A 17,695-nucleotide genomic window follows, 5' to 3' on the forward strand; every position below is an offset into this window, starting at 1 on the left:
AAGACTCACCGCGACGCGCGAATCTCCAGCCACCAACCGAGCCGCCCGGCCTCGTCGAGGTGCGCGAGCTGCTCCGGCGCGGCCCGGTCGAGGTTGCTCTCCGCTCCGAGCAGCGGTTCGACGCCGATCGACCGGTACGGCGCACCCATTGGCCAGCCAACGAGGTTCCGCCACACGACGAACGACACCGGCGCCGCCTGTCCCGACTCCACGCCCCAGGTCAACGAGAGGCGGTCGGCGCCGTCCACGACGTCGACCCGGTCGCTCGCGACGACGGCGCACCGAGCGGTCCCGTCGTCCGGGCCCAGGGTGTCGAGCGGCAGTCCCCCGCCGTCGGGCCAGGTGGTGGACCTCGTCGCGCCCCGCTCCGGCCACTCCACCACCAGCACCTCCGGCCGGCCCGACACCTCTAGCCGGGCGCCGGGTCCGACGTCAAGCAGCATGTGCACCGCGTGCAGCACGCTGGCACCGGGTGGGCCTTCGATCCTGTAGGACGCGCGGACCACGCCGTCGTCCGCGGTCAGGCTGCGGCGCAGGGTGAGGTTGCCCGCAGCGATCCGGGCGATGGAACCGCTGGGACCACTTCCGTCCGCAGCCCATGGCCGCGACCACACTTCGCCGTGATCGCTCGGGCCGTTGAGGGTGGGGAAGCACTCCTCGACGCCGCCCGCGTCGACGAACGGGTCGCCGGGCTTGACCTCGGCCCGCGTCGTGTCGGGGATCCGCTCGTTGCGCCAGAGCCACTCGCGCTCTGGCGTGGCCAGCGAGGTCCAGCGGCCGCCCAGTGCCAGGTCGGTCCGGACGGTCAGCGGCCGCGCGGGGCGGCCCGATCCGACGGCATCCGTTCCGGCCCGGCCCGATCCGACGGCATCCGTTCCTGTCCCGCGGAGTCCTGTCTCGCCCGTCTCGCCCGTCACACCCGTCACACCCGATCCAGGATCAAGACGTCGCAGTCTCGCCACGTCCACGACACGGCGAGCCCGTCGCGGTCCAGCTCCTTGCCGGTTCGCACTTCGTCGCCGCCACGCACCTGGTACCGGGCGTCCGGGTCGAGGTCACGCAGGTGCACCGTAAGCGGCGCGACGCCCGGCCGCCTCCAGGCCAGCACCACGACCGTGTCCGCCGCGTCGCCGAGGCCCAGGTCGCTGACGTCCGCACCCTCCGAACCCGTGTACTGCACCGCACACGCCGCATCCGCGGGAGTCCCGTGCCGGCGGACCCGCCCCGTGTGCACCACGTGCCGGATCGAGCGGTACAGCTCGACGAACGACGCCGCTCGCTCACGCGTCGGCGCGTCCCACGCCAGCAGGTCGGCGCCGATGCCGAGGACGCCGGCCATCGCGACCACGAACCGGAACTCGAGGCTCGCCGGTCCGCTCGCCCGGTCCCGGTCGAGCTGGTCGGGCAGGTCGGTGACCCACGAGCTCATGGTCCAGGCGGGCAGCACGCCGAGGAACCCGTGCTGGATCGCGAGGCGGTCGCGCGGCCCGGACTCGTCGCTCGGCCAGACGACGTCGGTCCGGGCAAGCACCGCGTGGTCGATCCGACCGCCGCCGCCGGCGCACGCCTCGACGGTGACCTGCGGGAACTCGGCGCGCAGGGCGTCGAGAACCCGGTAGTAGGCCTGCGTGTGCCGCCAGGACCAGTCGTCGCCGCCGACGGCGCTCTGCCCGCCGTCGGCGATCGAGCGGTTCATGTCCCACTTGAGGTACGTGATGTCGTTCTCGGTCAGCAGACGGCGCAGGGTGCCGAGCACCCACTCCTCGACGTCGGGCCGCCCTAGGTCGAGGACGTACTGGTGGCGGAGCGTCTCCAGCGGGCGGCCTGCCACGTGGTGCGCCCACTCGGGGTGCGCGCGGTACAGGTCGCTGTCGGGGCTCACCGCCTCCGGCTCGACCCACAGGCCGAACCGCATGCCGAGATTCTTGGCACCCTCGGCCAAAGCCCCGAGCCCGCCCGGGATCCGGTCGGTGTCGGCCTCCCAGTCGCCCAGGGCCGCGTGGTCGCTGGTACGCCCGCGGAACCAGCCGTCGTCGACCACGAACACCTCGGCACCCACCTGGGCCGCGGCCCGCGCGAGCTCGAGCTGGTGCTCCGTGCGGATGTCGAACGTCGTGGCGAACCACGAGTTGTAGACCACCGGACGGTGCTCGGGGCCGCGCGTGCGGGCCAGCGTCGCCTGGTAGGTGTGCCAGGCGTGCGCCAGGTCGTCGGCGTCGCCCTCGACGCGGACGCCAGCCAGTGTCGGGGTGGTCAGCCCGGCGCCGGGCGCCAGGGTGAGGATGCCCGACTCGTCGTCGGGGCCGGCGGAGACCCGGACGTGGTCGGCGAACGGGACGGCGTCGAGCGCCATGCGCCACGAGCCGCTGTAGCCGAGCGCGACACCGTAGCGGACGCCGAAGTCCGCTCCGGCGGGCGCCACCGTCACCACCGGCGAGTACGTGTGCGACGTGATGCCCTGCCTGCTCCCGACGCTCAGCGTGCCCGCAGCGAGCTCCGCCGTGAACGGCGTGAACTCCCGCGACCATGCCCCGCCGAGCAGCTCGACCGACGCCCCGCCGTCGACCGGCACGTTGAACGCCCCGCCCCAGCCCCGGAGCACCTCGATCGACTCCCCGGAGTCGTTGTGCAGGTCTGCCCACTTCTCGACGACGTCGTGGCCCGGGTGAGTGCGGATGTGCAGGCGCACGCTCAGCCCCAGCACGTCGTCGGCCAGCGGGGCCACAAGATGGGTCGCGCCGTCGTCATCCCGTTCCAGGGTGATCTCACCGGAGACGGCGAGGCGCGCGCCCCGCACGCCGTCGGCCCGGCGGACCACCAGCTCGGCGCCGTGCACGTTACGCGTGCCGAGCGCGGTGGCCTCCAGCGGGAGCAGGTCCAGGTCGGCCTCGAAGGACGACGTCGCCGCCACCGGCGCCGTCGCCTCCCCGGCCGAAGGACCCCAGCCGACAAAGACCAGCCCGGCCCCGCGCGGGGCCTCGGCCACGACGTACTGACCCGACCGGGTCGGGAGTATCCAGGTCACTTGTTGGCCCCCACGAGAAGTCCGGAAACGAACTGCTTCTGGAACATGAAGAACACGATCGCCGTCGGGACGGCGGCAATGAGAGATCCTGCCGCGACCACGTTCCAGGCGCTCGCGTACCCGCCCTGCAGGTTGAGCAGGGCGGCGGTGATCGGAAACTTGGACTCGGTGCGCAGCACCGTCATCGCCCAGATCAGGTCGTTGAAGATCCACGTCGTGGACAGTGCCGCGAGCGCCGCGAGCGACGGCCGGGACAGGGGCAGCACTATGCGCCAGAAGATGCCGCCTGCACCGGCGCCGTCGAGCCGTGCGGCCTCGAAGACCTCGGTGGGGAGGTTGCGCATGAAGCCGTGCAGCACAAACGTGTAGAAGCCGATGCCGAACCCGACCTGGACGACGACGAGCGCGGTGCGGGTGTCCGCGATGCCGAGGGCCTCGGTGATGGACGCGACCGGGACGAGCAGGATCTGCGGGGGCAGGAGGTTCCCGGCGAGCATGGTCAGCAGGATGGTGCGGCGGCCGGGGATGTCGAACCGGCTGAGCGCGTAGGCGGCGACGGACGACAGCGCCAGGGACAGGAAGACCGCCCAGGCGGTGACGACCACGCTGTTGCCGAGCGATTCGAGCACACCGCCGTCGGTCAGGGCGGTGGTGAAGCCGTCGAGGCTGAACGACGCCGGGAAGGCGCCCAGGCCGCGGCCGGCGATGTCGTCGTAGGAGCGGACCGCGACGAACAGGACGAACACGATGGGGCTGAGCCACAGGAGCGTGACGGGGACCATCGCGACGTGCAGCCACGGGGAGCGGGCGGGGCGTGCTGACATGTCAGTCCTCCGTGCGGGCCTGGCGGGCGAGGTAGGTGATGATGAAGCCCACCGCCAGGGCGAAGATGACGACGGCGATCGCCGAGGCGTAGCCGAGGTTTCCCGTGGTGAACGCCTGCTGGAACATGTAGGTGCTCAGCAGCTGGGTCTCGTTGTAGGGGCCGCCGCGGGTCATGGCCCAGACGATGTCGAAGGTGCGCAGCGAGTCGATGACGGTGACGGCGAAGATGACGGTGTTCACGCCGCGCAGCTGCGGCATGACGATGCGCCAGAACCGCTGCCACGCGTTCGCGCCGTCGACGGCGGCGGCCTCTTCGAGGGTCGGGTCGGTGCCCTTGAGGCCCGCCAGGTACAGCACCATGATGTAGCCGACCTGGCGCCAGACGGCGGCGATCAGCACTGCCCAGAGCGCGACGGCGGGGTCGGCGAGCCACTGGCGTTCGAGGTGCTCGAGCCCGATCGCGCCGAGGACGCCGTTGATCGGTCCCTCGGGCGCGTACATGACGCGCCAGAACAGGCCGCTGACGGCGAGCGACACGACCATGGGCAGGTAGATGGCGCTGCGGTAGAGGCTCACCATCGGCCCCGGCTTGTTCAGGGTGACTGCGAGCACGAGCCCGCCGATCACCGAGAGGCCGCCGAACCCGAGCACCCAGATCACGTTGTTCCGCAGGGCGGTCAGGAAGATCGGGTCTGCGGCCATGTCGCGGAAGTTCTGCAGGCCCACGGGTTCGGCCACGCCGATCCCGTCCCACCGGGTCAGCGCGAGCGAGAACGAGTTGGCCGCGGGCCAGAACACCCAGAACAGCTCGATCACGAACGGGATCAGCAGGAACACCCAGACCAGCAGCGGGACGCGCGCTAACCGGGTGCTCACGACGCGAAGACCCCCTCGGCCGCCGTCTGCCACTCGTCGAGGATGCTCCGCACGGAGTCGGGCTGGGCGAGGAACTTGGTCAGGGCCGTGTCGGCCGTGGCCTGGAGCGCGTCGGAGGAGTCCCGGTTGAAGAACTGCGTGATCTCCTCGGTGTTGTTCAGCAGCTCGACGCCCTTCTGGACGAGCGGGCTGAAGGTCGACGTGTCGACGTCGGGCGACGTCGGCAGGTTCGCGGACTTCGACTGCTCGATGAACTGCTGCTGCGCCTCGCTGGAAGCGAGGTAGGACAGCAGGTCGAGCGCGCCCTGGTGGTCGTCGCTGTTCGCGGCGGCGAAGTAGCCGTCGGTCGGGGCCTCCTCGGCTGTGGGCACCGAGTCGTTGATGACCGGGACCGAGAAGAAGTCGATGTCGTCGCGCTGGTCCTCCGGGAAGTACTGCGTGGCGAAGGTCCCGGTGAGGTACATGGCCGCCTCGTCCTGGGCGACGGGCGTCGCCGCGTCCTGGGCGGTGTAGGAGGCCGCGTTCGGGTCGAAGTACGGGATGAGCCGCGCGTACTCCTCCATGACGGCGACGACCTCCGGGCCGTTGAACGCGTGCTCCCCGGCCAGCAGCTCCCGGTGGAACTGCGCGCCGTTGACCCGCAGGTTCAGGTAGTCGAACCAGCCCGAGGCCATCCACGGCGTGGACGACAGGCCGTTCGTCAGCGGGGCGATGCCCTGCCCGCTGAGGTTCTCGCACAGGGCGTGGAAGTCGTCCCAGGTGGTCGGCGCCTCGACGCCCCACTTCTCGAACGCCGACCGCTTGTAGAAGACGCCCCACCAGTAGTAGCTGGTGGGCACGAAGATCTGCTTGCCGGAGGCGTCCGACGACAGGCTGCGCAGCGCGTCGGAGTAACCGGCGCAGGGACCGTCGCCCTCCCACAGGGACGACACGTCGAGCAGCAGCCCCTCCTCCGCGTACGACCGCGCGATGGACCCGGCGTACCAGCTCAGCACCTCGGGCGCGTCGCCGGAGCGCAGGTAGTTGGTCAGCTGGGCCCGGAACTGCTCGGTCGCCACCGAGTTCAGCGTGACCTCACCGCCCGGGTAGGCCCGGACGAGCGCTTCGAGCGCCGCCTTGGGGTCGGCGTCCTGGATCGAGTTCTGCAGCGTGAGCGTGCCGGTGCTGGCCCCGCCGCCACCGCCGCCGCCCGACGTCGTGCCCACGCACGCGGCCAGCAGGCTCGCCGCGCCCAGGGTCATGCCGCCGGCGATCAGCTCGCGACGGGTCAGTCCTGCGTTGAACATCGGGGTTCGGTTCGACATCTTGGTTCCTCCTCCGTGCGCCCTCGTTGGCGCACCTGGTTCAGTGGTCATCCGGTAGGTGGTCATCCGGTGGGTGGTCATCCGACAAGCCCCGCACCCAGCCGCGTCACCGCGTGCCGTAGGTCCGCCGCGTGGCGGGACGCCGCTAGCGCGGGCTGCCGCAGCAGGCTCTCGGCCGCCGTTGTGTTGTCGGCCAGGAGTGCGAGCTGCGCGTCGAGGAAGAGCACGCGCCGGTCGCGCACCCGCAGGGGATCGTCCTCGAACAGCAGAAGGTCGGGCAGGGACGTGGCGAAGTAGTCGACGCGCGGGACCTCGACGGCGTACCGGTCGCGGTAGGCGCGCAGCGACGCGGTCAGCTCGGCCGCGGCCGCGTTCTGGCCGGTTCGGCGCAGGGCGAGGACCGTCCAGAAGGTCTGCTCGCCGTGCTCCTGCGTGCTCATCTCGACGAAGTCGCCACGCTGGGCGGCCGCGGTGCGCCATGCGTCGGCGGCGGTCGTGGGCGTGCTGTCGCCGGCCGCGAGCGCGTCCCCGAGCAGCAGGTGGAGGTGGGCGGTGCTGGCCAGGGGGTGCCGTGCCTCCCCCAGGCTCTGTGGTGGCGCGAGCGCAGCCCGCACGTGCCCGACGGCGTCCCGCGGCCGGCCCTCGGCGAGCGCGTCCAGGGCGCAGTGGGTGTGCGCACGGTCCCAGGCCAGGAGTGCCTGGCCCTCACCGCCTTCCCAGGGGTGCAGGCGGCGGCCCGCGAGCATCGCGAGAGCCTCGTCGGACCGGCCTTCCGTGATCATCAGGTGCAGCACCTCGACGAGGAGGTCGTCCCGGTCCGGAACGACGGGGCTGTCCGCCAGCAGCGCCGCGAGCCGATCCGCCGGGCTCGTCCCCGTCAGGGCCGCGAGCTGGTCGCTCTCGTAGAGGAGCCGGGCGTCGCCCGGGTCTACGGCGCGGGCCCGGATGTACGCGTCGCGAGCCGCCGCCAGGTCGCGCTCGTGGTTGACGGCGGCCTGGCCGATGTTGCGCCAGGCCACGGCGTCGTCGGGGTCCAGCGCGACGGCGGACCGCCACAGCGCGAGGGCGTCGGCCCGGCGACCTGCGGCGTACGTCCAGTGGCCCAGCAGCGACCGGGCGACGGCGTCGTGCGCGTCGGCGTCGGCCGCCTCGCGCAGCACCGCCACGTCCGCGAGCCGGCCAGGGAAGCACCAGGTGGTGCTGATGGTGCAGGCCCGAGCCCGCTCGGCGGCGGCGTCGCCCGGGCGGCCTGCGAGCCGCAGCACGTGCGCACGATGGTAGGCCAGCAGCGGACGGACGGCGGTCTGGCCCGCGGGTCGGTGGTCCTCACAGGTCTCGGCCTCCGCGAGGCAGGCCAGTGCGGCGTCGTGCTCCCCCACCCCCGCGAGCTCGATCGCCACGTCCAGCAGCACCTGGGCGTCACCGCTCGCGGGCAGGCCGTCCAGGTGCCGCAGCCAGGCGTCGAGCGGGTCGAGCACGCGGGCCGCGGTCAGCACGGAGTCGGCGGCGGCGTGCTGCCGCAGCCGCCCGTGGCACACCACCGTCAGTGCGAGGGCCTGCAGGTGCTCGGGCTCGGTGCGACGTACGTCGGCCAGCCGCTCCAGGGCCTTGGAGTACCGGCCAGCGCGCGCGTCGAGGCGCGCCATCCGGTAGCCCGCGGGTGCCCGCCAGGCCCGCGACCAGGCGGCCTGCGCGTACGCCTCGTAGGCACCGGCGTCGTCGCCGAGCTCCTCGCGGACCAGGCCGAGCAGATAGAGCGCAGTGGTGTCGCGTGGGCTGCGGTGCAACTTGGTCAGCCGGCTGACGGCGCGTTCGAGGTGCTCCCTCGCCTCCTCCGGGCCGCCCGCGGCATAGGCGTGCCGCGCAAGGCCCACCAGGCTGTCGACGTGCCCAGGGTCCCGGCGCAGCGCCTCGCGCCGGTACGGCTCGGGCGACCGGGTCGCGTGCCGGTAAAGCTCCAAGTGCCCGGCGATGAGCGCCAGCTCCTCGACGGTGCCGACCTCCCGAGGCGCGGGCGGCTCCTCGGCGGGATCGGGTTCGGCCCCGGTGCTGCCCTTTCGAGCCCTAAGTTCCTCCCACGTCACTAGGGTTCCGCCCTCGTGGGTCACCGTCACCGTGAGCGGTCCGGTCCCGGCTGGCAGGTCGTGCGTCAGGCGTGCAGGAGTCGTCGGGTCTATGTCGACGACGTCGGTCGCCAGCGTCTCGCCGTCGGCCGACAGCGTCACCTCGACCCCGGTCAGCGGTCGTGGGACGACGACGCCCACCCGCGCCGTCGTCGACCCACCGGACGACCCGGACCGTTCCAGGCGCACCGCGCCGTCCAGCGTGGCCCGGTCCACCGGGCCCACGTCGCGGAACGGGTACCAGAACTGGGAGAAGACCTTGGTCTCGCCCGGGGCGAGGTAGGCGAAGTCCGGCTGGTTGTCCGTGAACACGCCGGCCATCAGCTCGACGTAGTGCGAGCTGTCGTCGGCCAGGTTGGCGTCCCACGCGTGGCCGAACGGGGCGTTGCCCCAGGTCCACTGCTTCTTGCCGGGCGAGAGCGCGCGGTCGGCGACGTGCACAAACCCGAGGCCCCCCGCATGGTCGTAGCCGCCGAAGAACTCCTCGTCGCTGGCCAGCACCATGTACGACGTCGGCACCGGGATGTTGCGATACCAGTCCAGGCGGTCGCCGTCGCCCGCCCGCGCCGGGTAGTCGACGCCGTAGTACGGCCGGTCCGCGTGCGGGAACGCGGTGATCGCGCGCCGTGCGTGGTCGGCCACGAACTGCACGTCGTGCGGGAAGAACGACTGGTAGTTGTCGTCCACCTTGGCCGCAACGTTGGCCCACCACAGGAACGACTGCGTCAGCTCGCTGCGGTTGTACAGGCGCACCGTCAGCTCCAGCACCGCGCTGTCGGGGCGCAGCCGCACCCCGTGCATGCCCTTCATCCGGGTGAACGGGTCGTGGTCGGAGCACCAGACGACGACGGCGCCGTCGGGCTCCTCCTCGATCTCGACGTCCACCGGCAGGTAGGTCGCCGGGCGGTGGTGCTGCGGCCAGTTCAGCTCGACGCCGCCCGCCACCCACGGGCCCGCCAGGCCTACGAGCGCCGGCTTGATCACCGGGTTGGTCCAGAAGAAGTCCCGGCCGCTGCCACGCTCGCGGGCCACGTGGATGCGCCCGCCCAGCTCCGGCAGCACGACGATGCGCAGCCACTCGTTCTCCAGGTGCACCGCCTGCCATTCGCGCTGGTGGGGCTCGTCGGCGATCTGGTGGTGGAACGGCAGCGGGTACACCCTCCCGGACGACCCCTGGTAGACGCGCCGGTCCAGGTACGCGGGGAACCGGTCGGGCGGCAGGGGCTCGTAGGTGGTCAGGGTGAGCGGCGCAGCCCAGGCGGCCGCGGCCCGGCCGGCCAGGTCGTCGGGGCGGTCGGGAAGGTCGAGCAGGGACTCCACATCGAGCATGGGACCGACGGTATGAACCCCTGGGGTGCCTCGGGAAGCGACGTATCGATGTAGTTGCCTGGACGATCCGACGATTCCTCCGTCAGCCCTGCCTGCTGACGCGGCCCGGCCCGTGGCGTTACGCTCCAGGGGTGCGAATCCGTGACGGCTTCCCCGGACAGCGCCTGCGGGTGCTGCCGACGGCGGTGGTCCACGCGGCGTCGAAGGCGGGTCCCGCCTCGCGCCTGCTGGTCACCGACGCGGGCTATTTCCCGCACGCCGCGAACCACGGGCGGGTACGCAAGCGGGGTGCCATCGGGACCATCGTCATCGTGTCCTCGGCCGGGCGCGGCTGGTGCCGCACCCCCGGCGGCCTGCACCGGATCGGTGCCGCGCACGCCCTGGTCATCCCCGCCGGAGTCCCGCACGAGTACTGGGCGGACGACGACGACCCATGGACGATCTGGTGGATGCACGCCCGCGGCCCCGACGCCGGCGAGTTCGAGCGTGACCTGGCCGCGCACGCCGGCCCGGACGACGTCGCCGTCGTCGAGGTGCACGACCTGGTGCGCGTTGTCGCCGACCTCGAACGGGTGGTCGAGGCCCTGGAGACCGACGAGACCTACCCGAGCCTGCTGCGCTGCGCGGGCGCCGCCTGGTCGGTGCTCGCCCAGGTCGGGGCCGACGCCGCCGCGGGCAGCCCCGTCCGGGGCGAGCCCGTCCGCGCCGCGCAGGAGTACCTGCGCACGCACCTGGACGCCGTCGTCGAGGTGGCCGCGCTCGCCCGGCGGTTCGGCCTGAGCACCTCGCACTTCTCCGCCCGCTTCCGGGCGGCGACCGGCGGGGGTGTGGTCGAGTACGTCAAACGGCTGCGGATGGCGCGCGCCTGCGAGCTGCTCATCACCACCGAGCTGCCCGTCGCGGACATCGCCCGCTCCGTGGGCTACCCCGACCCGTTCTACTTCTCGCGCCAGTTCCGGAGCGTGCATTCCTGCAGCCCGAGCGACTTCCGGCGGGGCATCCACGGCCACGACCACTGACGTCGGGCGTCGGATCGTCCAGGCAGGTGCGTCGTCTCCTGCATTCCGTACCGGCGACCCGGCACGCTTTGCTGGGCAGGTCCCCCCTCCGGCACCCCCGCCGGACGACGACGACGTCAGGAGACCTGGATGTTCCCCGTACGCACCTGGGCGGCGAGAACGAGTGCCGCCCTGCTCTCGACAGCCCTGCTCTCGACAGCTCTTGTCTCGACCACCCTGGTCACGACGGCGGCAGCGCTGCCTGTGGACCGACCAGCCGCGAGCCCGAGCCCCACGCCCTACCAGGGCTGGAACACCTACTACGGCCTCGGCGGCGACTTCGGCACCGAGGAGGTGCTGGACGTAGCCGACTTCCTGGTCTCGTCCGGCCTCGCGGACGCCGGCTACGACATCGTGTGGCTCGACGGCGGCTGGCAGGCCGACGTGCCGCGCGGCGTCGACGGACGCCTCCAGGGCGACCCGGAGCGGTTCCCCGACGGCATGGCGGCGCTGGCCGACGCGATCCACGACCGTGGCCTGCGCGCCGGCATCTACACCGACGCCGGGCCGTACATCCCCGGGACGTGTGGCCTGGGCAGCGGCGACCACTACCAGACGGACGCCGACACCTTCGCCGAGTGGGGTTACGACGCCGTCAAGGTCGACTTCCTGTGCGGCATCACCGCGGACCTCGACCCGCAGGAGGCGTTCACCGCGTTCGCCGAGGCGCTGCGCAACAACAGCTCCGGCCGGGACATGATCTTCAACCTCTGCAACCCGGTCACCTCCCCCGACTGGGGCGACTACCCCGAGGAGCAGCAGTCCACCTGGTCCTGGACCTACGCGCCCGACATCGCGGAGTCCTGGCGCACCTACACCGACGTCGGGTTCGTGGGGCAGATCCAGTTCAAGGACGTGCTGCGCAACTTCGACGCCAACGCGCGCCACCCCGAGTCGGCCGGCCCCGGGCACTTCAGCGACCCCGACTACCTCGGCCCGGAGCTCGGCATGAGCACCGAGGAGTTCCGCACCCAGATGACGCTCTGGACCATCGCGGCGGCGCCGCTCGTCATCGCGAGCGACCCCCGCGTCCTCAAGCAGGAGTCGCTGGACATCCTGCTCGACGACGACGTCCTGGCGATCGACCAGGACCGGCTCGGCCTCCAGGGCACCCGGATCGGCGCGGCCGGCACAACGGAGACGTGGGCCAAGCCGCTGGCCGACGGCTCGGTCGCCGTCGCGCTCCTGAACCGCGGCGACCGGCCCGCCGAGGTCTCGACCACGGCCCGCGACCTGGGCCTGCGCGGCCGGTCGTTCTCCGTCCTGGACACGTGGACGGACAGCCGCACGCAGTCGGCGGGCACCATCCGTGCCGCGGTCCCCGCGCACGGCGCCGCGCTGCTGCGGGTCACACCGTCGCGGGCCGACGGCGTGCCGCGCCTGGTCGCCGCGCCGCCCACCTTCACGGCGGTCGGGGCCGACGACGTCGCGCCCACGACGGACCTGCTGGCCGCGGCCGGCGACCGGCTGACGACCGAGGTGACGCTGCACAACGACGGGAGCACGCCCGTGCGGCGGCCTGCGGTTGTGCTGGACGCGCCCGAGGGGTGGGCCGTCACACCGTCCGGCCGGGCTCCGCGGGAAGTGCGACCCGGCGGCTCGGCCACGTTCACCTTCACGGTCGACGTGCCGGCAGGGGCGGAGACCGGCGGCTACGACCTCACGGCGACGGCCTCGTTCGGCGGCGGTTCGTCCAGCAGCGCGCATCGCGGCGGTTCGCACGGCAACGCTTCGATCAGTACGACGCCGCCGTCACGCGTGACGATCGCGCCCGGTGCGCCCGGTGGCGCCGGCGTTGTGCTGTCGCAGCACCCGTGGGTGAGCGCGAGCAGCGGGTGGATGGAGCCGACGGTCGACCAGAGCGTGGGCGGCGGCTCACCGCTGACGGTCGCGGGCACCGTGCACCCGACCGGGATCGGCGTCGCCACCCCGTCCCAGGTCCGGTACTACCTCGGCGGGGCGTGCACACGACTCACCGGCGGCGTCGGGATCGACGACGTGGTCGGCACCGTAGGTCCCGAGGGCGGCACGGCGACGTTCGACGTCGTCGGGGACGGCGCGACCCTCTGGTCGAGCGGCACCGTCGAGCGGGGCGCCGAGGTGACGTTCGACGTCGACGTCACCGGCGTCCGCGACCTGTCCCTGCGGGTAGGCGACGCGGGCGACGGCGGCTACAACGACCGAGCCGACTGGCTCTCCCTGACGGCGGCCTGCGCCTGATCCGAAGGCGACGTCCGAGTTCGGCACTTGGCGTCGAGATCGGTCCAGTGATGGGCCGATCTCGACGCCAAGTGCCGACTTCGTCAGCCGACCGGGACCGGGGCGTCCTCCAGGAGCTCCATCAGGTGCGGGGCCGGCGAGTCCGGACGCTCCCCCGTGCCCGTGACCACCGAGACCACCCAGTCCGAGGCGCCGTCCGGCAGGACCGGGACGGCGACCAGCCGGGCGGCCTGCGGCTTCGCCGCGACGTGCCTCGGCACGAGCGCAACGCCGAGGCCGCGGTCCACCAGGTCGAGCAGCGTGTGCACGTCGTTGACGGTGAACCGCACCCGGCGGCGCACGCCCCGCGCGCCGAAGGCGTCGTCGTTCAGCTGCCGGACCGCCCAGGACGGGTGGAAGTCGATGAAGCTCTCGCCGCTGAGCTCGGCGCGGTCCACGGCCGTACGGGACGCGAACGGGTGCTCCGGCGGGCACAGCAGCACCACCGGCTCCTGGCCCAGGACGGTGCGCGGCAGCACGCCCACATGGTCGGCAGTGGCGACGAACGCGGCGTCGAGATCGCCGTCGCGCACCCCTGCCATCAGCTCGTGCGAGCCCGCCTGGGTGAACGCGATCTCCACCCGCGGGTAGCGGCGGTGGAACCGCTCCATCACGGTCGCGACGTCGACGAGGCCGAGGCACTGCTCCGCTCCGATCCGCAGCGTGCCCGACAGCTCGCGTGAGACCTGGACGACCGCGTCGCGCGCCTCAGTCGCAGAGGAGACCATGGAACGAGCGAACGGCAGCAGCGCCAGGCCCGCCTCGGTGGGCTCGACCTTGCGGGTGGTCCGCGTGAACAGCTTGGTACCCAGCTCGTCCTCGAGGTTGCGGATGGCAGCGGACAGGCCCGACTGCGAGACACCCGTGAGCTCCGCGGCCCGGGTGAACTGCCGCTCGTCGGCAAGTGCGACCAGGTATTCCATCTGACGCAGTTCCATTTATCAGCACCGGTTCTAGGAATGATGATGAGGAGTTGTTGGACTTCTAGGTTATCGCTTCCTAGTCTCAGGTTGAACCTGATGCGAGACGAGGAGAAACAATGCAGCAGCGCAGTCTGGGCACCCGTACGGTCTCCGCGATCGGCCTCGGCGGTATGCCGATGTCGATCGAGGGACGGCCCGACGCCGAGCGCTCGGTCGCCACGATCCACGCCGCCCTCGACGCCGGTGTCACCCTGATCGACACCGCGGACGCCTACCACCGCGACGCGGACGAGGTAGGCCACAACGAGGAGCTCATCGCCGGGGCCCTGCGGTCCTACGGCGGCGACACCTCCGGCGTCCTCGTCGCGACCAAGGGCGGGCACAAGCGCCCGGGCGACGGGTCCTGGACCAAGGACGGGCGGCCGGAGTACCTCAAGGAGGCCGCCAAGGCCTCGGCCAAGCGGCTCGGCGTCGACGCCATCGGCCTCTACCAGTTCCACCGCCCCGACCCGGAGGTGCCCTACGCCGACTCGGTGGGCGCGATCCGCGACCTGCTCGACGAGGGTGTCATCGAGATGGCCGGCATCTCGAACGCCGACCCGGACCAGATCCGCGAGGCGAACGAGATCCTGGGCGGCCGCCTGGTCTCCGTCCAGAACCAGTTCTCGCCGCGCTTCCGCTCCTCGCTCCCCGAGCTGGAGCTGTGCACCGAGCTGGGCATCGCGTTCCTGCCCTGGAGCCCGCTGGGCGGCATCAAGCTGGCTCGCTCGGGCGAGCTCGGCGCCGCGTTCTCGGCCTTCCAGGAGGTCGCCGACGCGCACGGCGTCTCGCCCTTCCGCGTGACGCTCGCCTGGGAGCTCGCGCTCTCGCCCGTCGTCATCCCGATCCCGGGCGCCTCACGCCCCGAGAGCATCCAGGACTCCGCGCCCGCCGTGGACCTGAAGCTCACCGACGACGAGGTGGCGCGCCTCAGCGCGGCCGCCGCCTGAACCGCCCGACTCACCCCACCCACCACAGGAGAGAATTCCCGTGAAGACCTTTACCCTGCCAGGGACCGAGCTCACCGTCCCGAACGTCGTCCTGGGCCTTATGCGCATCCAGGAGAAGACGGACGAGGAGGTACGCACCCTCGTCAAGACCGCTCGTGACGCGGGCATCTCGTTCTTCGACCACGCCGACGTCTACGGTTCGGCCCTGCACGGCTGCGAGACGCGGTTCGCCGAGGCGATGCAGCTGACGTCGTCCGAGCGCGCGGAGATCGTGCTCCAGACCAAGGCCGGCATCGTGCGCGAGGGGCCGTACTTCGACTACTCGTACGAGCACATCGTCGAGTCCGTGGACGGGTCGCTGGCCGCGCTCGGCACCGACTACATCGACATCCTGCTGCTGCACCGCCCGGACGCCCTCGTGGAGCCCGACGAGGTGGCGCGGGCGTTCGACGAGCTGTCGGCGTCGGGCAAGGTGCGCGCGTTCGGCGTCTCGAACCACACGCCGGGCCAGATCGAGCTGCTGCGCAAGTCCGTGTCGCAGCCACTCGTGGCCAACCAGCTCCAGCTCTCGGTGACGCACGCGCCCCTGGTGGCGCAGGGTGTGGCCGCAAACATGCAGGACCTGGACCAGTCGATCAGCCGCGACTCCGGCACGCTCGACTACTGCCGCCTGAACGACATCACCGTGCAGGCCTGGTCGCCGTTCCAGGCCGGCTTCTTCACCGGCGTGTTCCTCGGCTCGCCCGAGTACCCGGAGCTGAACGCCGTGATCGACCGGCTCGCCAAGAAGTACGACGTGCCGGCCATCGCGATCGCCACGGCCTGGATCACGCGCCACCCGGCGCAGATGCAGGTGGTGCTCGGCACCACCAGCCCGGAGCGGGTCGCGGGCGCCGCCCTGGGCTCGGACGTTCCGCTCACGCGCGCCGAGTGGTACGAGATGTTCCGGACGGCGGGCTACTCGGTCCCGTAGGGCGCCACGTTGTGGTTCGAGGTGAAGAGGTTGGCCGGGTCGTAAGCCCGCTTCACCTCGCGCAGCCGGGCGAGGGTCGCCTCGGGGTAGGCGTTGCGGACGTCCTGCTCCGAGGCGGTCCCCATGAAGTTCACGTACCCGCGCCCGGTGACGCCGAGCGCCTCGGCGGTCCGCGCCACCCACGCCTCGGCGGCGGGCAGCGCCTCCAGGCTCGGCGCTGACCCGCCGATCGTGATCATGAACGCCGGGTCCCGGTGCGCGAACGCGGTCGCCGCGGGATCTACCCGCGCGATCGCGCCGCCCATGGGCCGGATGTTCACGGCGCTCGGGCCGGCCGCTCCGGAGACCGCCTCGATCGCCGCGGCCGCCCAGGCCTCGTCGGGTGACCAGGTGCCCGCGCCGAGGAACCCGGTGCGCGCGTCGCCGATCGCGCCGGACGGCGGCCCGCCCGGGCCCTCGAACATCGCCGCGTACGGCAGCTCCCGCACGCCGTCGACCAGGACGTCCAGCGCGCGCAGCGGCGCGAGCACGTCGGCCGCCTCGGCGGCCGTGCCCGAGTGGACCAGCAGCGCCATGATGATCGGCTTGCCGTGCAGCTCGGCGGGGACAAAGGGCGCGGGCGGCGCCAGCATCACGTTCACCATGCCCGAGAGCTCCTCGGGGCCCTCGGCGAACGCTCGCAGGACCGTGCCGAGCGCGGCCGGTGTGGGCGTCCACATCATCAGCCCGCCGGTCACGGTGCCCAGCTCGCGCAGCCGCAGGTCGAGGCGAGTCACTACGCCGAAGTTGCCGCCGCCCCCGCGCAGCGCCCAGTAGAGGTCGGGGTTCTCCTCCGCGTTGGCCTCCACCACGCGGCCGTCCGCGAGGACCACCTCGGCGCCCAGCAGGTTGTCGAGGGTCAGGCCGTCGCGCCGGCTCAGGTAGCCGATCCCGCCGCCGAGCGTGATGCCGCCGACGCCGACCGTCCCCGTGTCCCCGAACCCGGTGGTCAGGCCGTGGGCGGCGGCCGCAGCGATGTACTCCCCGGCAAGTGCTCCACCCTGCGCCCGCCCGACGCCGGCTGCCGCGTCGATCTCCACGCCGTCCATGAGGCGCAGGTCGAGCACAACCCCGCCGTCGACCAGCCCGTGCCGTGCCTGGTGGTGGCCGCCGCTGCGCACCGCGAGCGGCAGGCCCGTCTCGCGCACGACCGTGAGCACCGCCGCGACCTCCTGAGCGGTCCTTACGCGGGCGATGGCGGCCGGGGTCCGGGTCGGTCCGCCGACGAACACTTCGGCGGTCTCGGCGAACCCGGTGGACTCCGGGGTGAGCAGGCGGTCGCCGAGGATGGCCGCGAGCTTGGTGGTGTCGCTTGTCTTCTGCATGGCGTCAGCCTCCGGGGTAGGTACCGCGCTTCCATCGCGAACGTTAGACATCTAAGCATTAGCCGTCAACGCATTTTGGCGAACGTCGAACTACGCTGCGTCCATGCAACCGAACGGGCAGCCCAGCGGCGAACCAGGACTACCCGTGGCGGTCGCGATGTGGCAGTCCGTGCAGCGCGTCATGCGCGCGTTCGACGCGCTGCTGTCCGAGCAGGGCGGCAGCTGGCAGGTCTGGCACATCCTGCTGGCTCTGCACCAGGGCACGCCGGCCACGCAGCGCGAGCTCGCCCGCGCCGTCGGCATCCGCGAGGCGACGATGACGCACCACCTGCGGAGCATGGAGGAGAAGGGGCTGGTGGTGCGCACCCGGGAGGAGTCGAACCGCCGGGTGCAGCGCATCGAGGTCACCGAGGCGGGCGAGGCGCTCTACCGCCGGCTGAAGTCCGCGGCGATCGAGTTCGACCGCGGGCTGCGGCACGCGATCGGCGACGGCGAGGCGGGCGTCGACTCCTTCTTCGGCACGCTCTGCCGCCTGGCCGACTCGGTGCCCGACGGCGGGCGCGACATCGTCCCGGAGGGCTGGCCGGGAAACAGGCCGGTCTGATGATCCGGGCGGGAATATGTGCTGCCCCGGGCAACCTTGTATG

The 17,695-nt window shown here is 72.2% G+C and carries 13 protein-coding genes; 5 read left to right on the forward strand and 8 right to left on the reverse strand.

Annotated features, from left to right (window positions below; translation table 11 throughout):
- Nucleotides 1-5: 5 nt before the first annotated feature.
- The 6 genes from AB1046_RS09775 to AB1046_RS09800 form a co-directional block, all read right to left on the reverse strand.
- On the reverse strand, nucleotides 6-926 hold the full coding sequence (locus tag AB1046_RS09775; RefSeq protein WP_369374755.1) for a hypothetical protein: 921 nt from the start codon (nucleotides 924-926) through the stop codon (nucleotides 6-8).
- Nucleotides 923-3,025 carry an alpha-galactosidase gene (locus AB1046_RS09780; protein WP_369374757.1) on the reverse strand — a complete coding sequence of 701 codons (2,103 nt, stop codon included), beginning with the start codon at nucleotides 3,023-3,025 and terminating at the stop codon, nucleotides 923-925. Before AB1046_RS09780 ends, AB1046_RS09775 begins: the two co-directional genes overlap by 4 nt.
- A complete protein-coding gene (locus AB1046_RS09785; RefSeq protein WP_369374759.1) occupies nucleotides 3,022-3,849 on the reverse strand; it encodes a carbohydrate ABC transporter permease in 828 nt (275 codons plus the stop codon). The genes AB1046_RS09780 and AB1046_RS09785 overlap by 4 nt, the downstream gene beginning before the upstream one ends.
- A gap of 1 nt (nucleotide 3,850) precedes the next feature.
- Nucleotides 3,851-4,726, reverse strand: coding sequence for a carbohydrate ABC transporter permease (locus AB1046_RS09790; RefSeq protein WP_369374761.1), 876 nt, complete (start codon nucleotides 4,724-4,726; stop codon nucleotides 3,851-3,853).
- Nucleotides 4,723-6,030 (reverse strand): ABC transporter substrate-binding protein, encoded by a 1,308-nt coding sequence (locus tag AB1046_RS09795; protein WP_369374763.1) that lies wholly within the window; start codon nucleotides 6,028-6,030, stop codon nucleotides 4,723-4,725. Before AB1046_RS09795 ends, AB1046_RS09790 begins: the two co-directional genes overlap by 4 nt.
- Nucleotides 6,031-6,107: 77 nt before the next feature.
- A complete protein-coding gene (locus AB1046_RS09800; protein ID WP_369374766.1) occupies nucleotides 6,108-9,482 on the reverse strand; it encodes a DUF5107 domain-containing protein in 3,375 nt (1,124 codons plus the stop codon).
- Between the two features lie 131 nt (nucleotides 9,483-9,613).
- Here AB1046_RS09800 and AB1046_RS09805 point away from each other — a divergent pair, with 131 nt between their 5' ends.
- Together AB1046_RS09805 and AB1046_RS09810 are read left to right on the forward strand one after the other, a co-directional pair.
- Nucleotides 9,614-10,501 (forward strand): helix-turn-helix domain-containing protein, encoded by an 888-nt coding sequence (locus tag AB1046_RS09805; RefSeq protein ID WP_369374768.1) that lies wholly within the window; start codon nucleotides 9,614-9,616, stop codon nucleotides 10,499-10,501.
- Between the two features lie 129 nt (nucleotides 10,502-10,630).
- Nucleotides 10,631-12,760, forward strand: coding sequence for an NPCBM/NEW2 domain-containing protein (locus AB1046_RS09810; protein WP_369374770.1), 2,130 nt, complete (start codon nucleotides 10,631-10,633; stop codon nucleotides 12,758-12,760).
- 83 nt (nucleotides 12,761-12,843) lie between these two features.
- Here AB1046_RS09810 and AB1046_RS09815 read toward each other — a convergent pair whose 3' ends face one another.
- Complete coding sequence (locus tag AB1046_RS09815; protein WP_369374772.1) at nucleotides 12,844-13,737, reverse strand: LysR family transcriptional regulator; 894 nt, start codon at nucleotides 13,735-13,737, stop codon at nucleotides 12,844-12,846.
- 101 nt (nucleotides 13,738-13,838) lie between these two features.
- On the opposite strand from AB1046_RS09815, the gene AB1046_RS09820 reads away from it, so the two are divergent.
- Nucleotides 13,839-14,711, forward strand: coding sequence for an aldo/keto reductase (locus AB1046_RS09820; RefSeq protein WP_369374775.1), 873 nt, complete (start codon nucleotides 13,839-13,841; stop codon nucleotides 14,709-14,711).
- Nucleotides 14,712-14,751: 40 nt separating this feature from the next.
- A complete protein-coding gene (locus AB1046_RS09825) occupies nucleotides 14,752-15,684 on the forward strand; it encodes an aldo/keto reductase family oxidoreductase (RefSeq protein WP_369374777.1) in 933 nt (310 codons plus the stop codon).
- Here the strand turns inward: AB1046_RS09825 and AB1046_RS09830 are convergent.
- A complete protein-coding gene (locus AB1046_RS09830) occupies nucleotides 15,669-17,048 on the reverse strand; it encodes an FAD-binding oxidoreductase (protein WP_369374779.1) in 1,380 nt (459 codons plus the stop codon). The genes AB1046_RS09825 and AB1046_RS09830 overlap by 16 nt on opposite strands.
- A 103-nt stretch (nucleotides 17,049-17,151) precedes the next feature.
- Between AB1046_RS09830 and AB1046_RS09835 the strand changes: the two genes are divergently transcribed.
- A complete protein-coding gene (locus tag AB1046_RS09835; protein ID WP_369374782.1) occupies nucleotides 17,152-17,652 on the forward strand; it encodes a MarR family winged helix-turn-helix transcriptional regulator in 501 nt (166 codons plus the stop codon).
- Nucleotides 17,653-17,695 lie beyond the last annotated feature (43 nt).

Origin of the sequence: Promicromonospora sp. Populi (assembly GCF_041081105.1) — a bacterium.
Taxonomy (GTDB): Bacteria; Actinomycetota; Actinomycetes; order Actinomycetales; family Cellulomonadaceae; genus Promicromonospora.